Source organism: Halorubrum sp. Ea8, from assembly GCF_002252925.1.
Taxonomy (GTDB): Archaea; Halobacteriota; Halobacteria; order Halobacteriales; family Haloferacaceae; genus Halorubrum.
Genome location: NZ_NHPF01000014.1, coordinates 1 through 4,732, shown reverse-complemented (window position 1 = coordinate 4,732; position 4,732 = coordinate 1). Strand labels below are relative to the sequence as shown.

The 4,732-nt window shown below is 50.7% G+C and carries 3 protein-coding genes; 2 read left to right on the top strand and 1 reads right to left on the bottom strand.

Annotated elements, in window-relative coordinates; genetic code table 11:
- Positions 1–337: 337 nt before the first annotated feature.
- Positions 338–1,309 (bottom strand): DUF3592 domain-containing protein, encoded by a 972-nt coding sequence (locus DJ74_RS00680; protein WP_094525985.1) that lies wholly within the window; start codon positions 1,307–1,309, stop codon positions 338–340.
- A gap of 307 nt (positions 1,310–1,616) precedes the next feature.
- Between DJ74_RS00680 and DJ74_RS00675 the strand changes: the two genes are divergently transcribed.
- Both DJ74_RS00675 and DJ74_RS00670 read left to right on the top strand, forming a co-directional pair.
- Positions 1,617–3,293 carry an ATP-binding protein gene (locus tag DJ74_RS00675; protein ID WP_094525984.1) on the top strand — a complete coding sequence of 559 codons (1,677 nt, stop codon included), beginning with the start codon at positions 1,617–1,619 and terminating at the stop codon, positions 3,291–3,293.
- 445 nt (positions 3,294–3,738) lie between these two features.
- Positions 3,739–4,218 (top strand): DUF3592 domain-containing protein, encoded by a 480-nt coding sequence (locus DJ74_RS00670; RefSeq protein WP_094523933.1) that lies wholly within the window; start codon positions 3,739–3,741, stop codon positions 4,216–4,218.
- The last annotated feature ends 514 nt before the right edge of the window (positions 4,219–4,732 follow it).

Below are 4,732 nucleotides of genomic sequence, written 5' to 3'. Positions count from 1 at the left end.
AACAGAGCCGAGAGGTTGAAATGGTGAACACAGAAGTAAAAACAAGCAAATGGATGTACCAACCAGCACTATTGCTAACTGACGAACTAAGCAACGTCGTGGTGATTAATACACATGATAGATGACATTTTTGAGTTCATTATCGAACTACTGCTGGAGTTGGTCCCAAACGCGGTATGGAAGGTTCTGCTGAGTGTGGTCGGGATCGCAATGACGGCAGTCGGAGCGATAAAAATCACAGAGTCAACACGAATAGGGGCCGCATTAATCGCCGTCGGTACATTCCTATTTATAGGCTCTCTCCTCTCGTTGTACCGATCGAGCTAATTCTTTTTTATCACGACGCCGTCACGAGCACGAACGCGACGACACTGATGAGGAACACGATGAGTGTGAACACGAAGCCGGTCAGTTTCACTCGACGGCCATAGGCGTTGAGTTCTTCTCGGGAGTACATGATTGTAACGAGGCGAGACGGATGTCGGAACGGACTCGGTGGCCGTGGGTCTGGAATACGTTCACGCAGTCGTCTGTATTCGGTAAATGACCAAATGCCATAGAGTGTGAGCCCAAAGACAAATCCTAAAACCGATAGAAGCGCCGCAAGTAACGCGAATCCGACTGGATTAGTCACACTGACCTGTAGTGATGATCCCTCCGAATTCAACAGAAGTGCTACTATGGTTACGAGAGAAACAAAAAACACAGCTGGTGTAAACAGCATGAGACGCTTACTAACTCGAGACAGTGTATCCCGACTGAGCCCGAACACCGTGTTATATCGAGTTGGCTCGCGCTCACTCGTTTGACTAATCTCTGTATTTTGGCCAGGATTACGCGCCCCAATCGCATGAAGTGCTGTCAAGAGCGCCAGAAGACTCCCGAAACCAATGAATCTGAATGGAGCAAATATCGTTTGTCGCTTGAGAAACGCTCCACTAGGGTTGTCGGGGGTAACGTAGGCTGTAGCTGTCTCATTCGGTTCGTACGGCTCAATAATACGCTGAGCGTCGCTCTGGACGGTGTATATCGGCCTCGTTGAGCCTGGGAACACCTGTTTGCTCGTATATTCACGCCCCTGATATTCGTAGGTGTGCTCAACTGAGACGCGGTAGTAGAAGCGACGCCCATCAGATCTGCTGATATCGGTGCCAACAACAGTTGTTTCAACAGCGACAGCATCGTCAACAGCGTTCGATTGCTGGACGTAGTCATAACCTCCATACCCAGCGATACCAAGTCCGAGAATGAGCGCGAGAAGGATCAGCGGCGTAACCGTGACAGCCACCCCACGGAGAGTAAACTGCATTTCACCTGAATATTTTTAGGGGAACCAATAAGCCTGAACGGAGTGTTTCAACAGCAGCAACAGCAGTCAGTTGATCGCTATACCGCTGGACGAAGCCGACAAACTTAGAAATAAACTTACGAAACAACTATCCTCAGAGTCGGCTATACCACTCGACATATCCGTGTTTCCGGGCCAGTAACGGGTGTAATGAAATTATGGATGAATCACTTGAACAACCAGCGTGAGTGAGCGCAATGACACCAGTAACTGCCCAGCAGTTCAACGCTGTTCCATATAAAAATCCGAAAGCGAATCCCCTCCGCCAATGCTGCTCTCATTAGGACTCTCAGTTGCCGTTGATGTCGTTGCTGTAGGCCTGCTGGCGTGGGTAACGTGGCAAACTGCGAAGGATCGGTCCCCCCCAAATGCGGTCCCCTTTGCGCTAATAACCGCCAGTCTGTTGCTGTGGGCGCTCCTCTCGCTGATATCTGAATTTCCGAACGCGTGGGGGGTCGGATCGAATTTGGCTGCTATCGCGCAGGTTGTCCCGGTTGTGTTTCTTCCCGCAATATGGCTAGTCTATGTGCTTGGATATATCGGCCGAGAGACAGGCTTTACTCTTCTCCGAGGGGCGGTGTTTGTTCTCCTTACGCTCCCGCTGATTGGGGCAGCAGCCACGTTCGAGGGTGACCCAATGCGAGAGGAAATTCGTCGCTCACTCGCGTCGCTCGTCGGTACTGAATTATTCTTATTGTTCATAATTTACGTCTACGCAGCGTTTCTCTTCCTCAGGTACGGTTGGAACCACGGGCGTGTTTCAAGGACACAGGTTGGGATCCAGCTGGGAGCAATCTCAGCACCATACGTTATTGGGGGCTGGCTGGCCGGGAGTTTGATCATCGATGGAGTCACTGGCGGGTTGTTAGTTTCGGGAGTGTTACTTGCCGTTGCGATTCAACGCTATCCGGTATTGACGGGGTTCCCGAAAGCAGATTATGTCGCCCGGTCACGCGTCGTCGAATCGCTTCAGGAGGCGGTTGTCGTTGTCGACTGGGAAGCAAATATCCTCGATGCCAACGTGACAGCTGAAAGCCTGTTTGGGTGGACGACACGAGACGTGATTGGGACACCACTCAACGCGGCCGTTGACGGGTTCGGCGGGGTAGATCTATCAGGAGGTACCACAGAGGTCGCCTCGCTTCAGACGACAAAGGGCCGACGTCCGTTTCAGTACACGGTCTCCGACGTCGAACGCGACATGGGTGACAGCGACGAGGAGCCTGTGGCGCGGACAATTGTCTTTCGAGACGTGACCGATCAACGAACCCGGGAACAGCGGCTCTCAGTACTCAACCGAGTGCTTCGACACAACGCCCGGAACAAACTCGACGTGATCTTAGCGCATGCGGATCACGTAGAAGACGACACGCACCAGACAGCCATTCAAAATAGTGCCAGCGAGCTTGCCTCGGTCAGCCGGAAGGCACGAGAGGCTGAAGCGGTTATGACCGATAGCGTTAGCGCTCCGTCAACGGTCGACATTGCTGCTGTCGCCCACGAAGTCGCTGCGACGGCACGTGATGATTATCCGGATAGCAGCATCTCAGTCACCGCACCGGAGCGGCTGCAATTGACCTCCTATCGAACTGTTGTGCGCCGGCTCATGACTGAACTCGTTGAGAACGCTATCGTTCACTCAGATGACCCCGCACGAGTCGATATCGAGGTGGAACGAACAGCTGATGATATCCCGCAGCTCCGCATCGCGGACAATGGTCCCGGGATCCCAGACCGAGAGCGTGACTTATTGACCGAATCGAGCGAAACACAACTCGAGCACGGACTTGGAGTCGGACTTTGGTTCGTCAATTGGGCCGTAAGCCAACTGGGCGCTGAACTTGAGTTCCAGTCAACTGGTTCCACAGGCACTACTGTAGTCGTTCGTTTTTATCGGAACAAAGAGTCGATGCCGCAAGACTCAGACGGCAGTGATAATCGGTGAAGGCGTATTGACGCCATACTTCTAGAGGAATGTACTCTATTAAAACATTCGCCAAGTTGTATATTCTGACGCAGTTGGTGTCAGTACAATATCAGCAGAGGTCTTTCTTCGGCTAATTCAATTAACAATGATGCCCTCCACTAACACCAATATCCAGTCACTCCGGCAACCGATAGTACATGGTCTCCTCTGGTTCGTTGTTGTCTTGGTATACGAATATCTGATTACCGATGGCACACTATTTTCAGCACTTTTAGTGGCAATTATAAGTGCGATCTTCTATGGTGGGCTGATATACTTCTGGAATGTATACTGAACGAAAGTTCTACAGTATCAACGAACAAGTGTATGAGATTGAATAAACTGGGACAAAAAGTAAGCAACCCTCAATGACCAGCCGTTTCATCTACCTCTGACACGACCTACCCACACGCGGTGTTCCTCTGTGGCTCCGCCGGTCCCATTGGATAGTCTCAAAGGTGCGTTACTGTACATCCTCATTGGGATTGCTATCATCAGCTACGGGGGATACGATTACGTTCAACAGACAGAGGCAGTTCGAGAGTCAGTCGAGGTTGATGCGACTATCGCTGAACTCGACATCGAGACGGACAGCGGAACGTCATCAAATCCAGGTGCGAATTTCGATTCAGTGGTCGAGTTTGAGTACACCTATAATGGGAATGAATATACTGGAACAAAAATATATCCCGCAGATATTGAACAGAACTACGAAACGCAGTCAGGCGCCGAATCAGCTATTGAAGAGTACGAACAGGGGATACAGACAACCGCATATGTCTCTCCCGACCAGCCGGGAGATGCGTTTTTGAAAGATCAAACGTCAAACGCACCGATCATCGCGATTGTGCTCAGTGGAGTATTCACTCTCTTCGCAGCAGTTTCCGCCGTAAGGAAATTCTAACACGCTGAAACTGCGCTCGGGGTGATAAGTTGGGCGTGAGTCAGGTTAAATACGTTGCGCATCAGAATTATTTGGCCTGAGAATCGAATACTATGCCTCTGTTTCTGAGCTAGAGAGCGTGAATAACACCTATACAATTGCCGGATGCTGACTGAATTATGGACAGAAGCTCGAAGAGTCAGTTGTTGGTTTCTGGAGGAAGTCTTCTGCTAGTATTCCAACTAATTGTGTTTCAGCAGGCTTTCAATATTGTCGCAAATCCTGGAGTTTCAGGCACGCTGAGGAATGTTTTCAGTGGTGGATTGTTACTCATCGCTACGATCTGTATCGGTAGCGGAGCGTATCTTCGGTATTAGCGTATCTCAGTTATACAGGGTCTACACCAAGCGCCTGAGCGTCGATCGATTTTTGTGAAAGAGTAGCATACACACAGTTGCTGATGCCCTCCGCAGATTTACGGGGACAAACCTCCTTCGAGGGCCGGAGGGATGGGGGGGCATCAGCGTTTTCTACG

Coding starts and splice junctions, on each gene's coding strand:
- DJ74_RS00675 (WP_094525984.1), top strand. CDS start 1,617: ATGCTGCTCTCATTAGGACTCTCAGTTGCCGTTGATGTCGTTGCTGTA.
- DJ74_RS00680 (WP_094525985.1), bottom strand. CDS start 1,309: ATGCAGTTTACTCTCCGTGGGGTGGCTGTCACGGTTACGCCGCTGATC.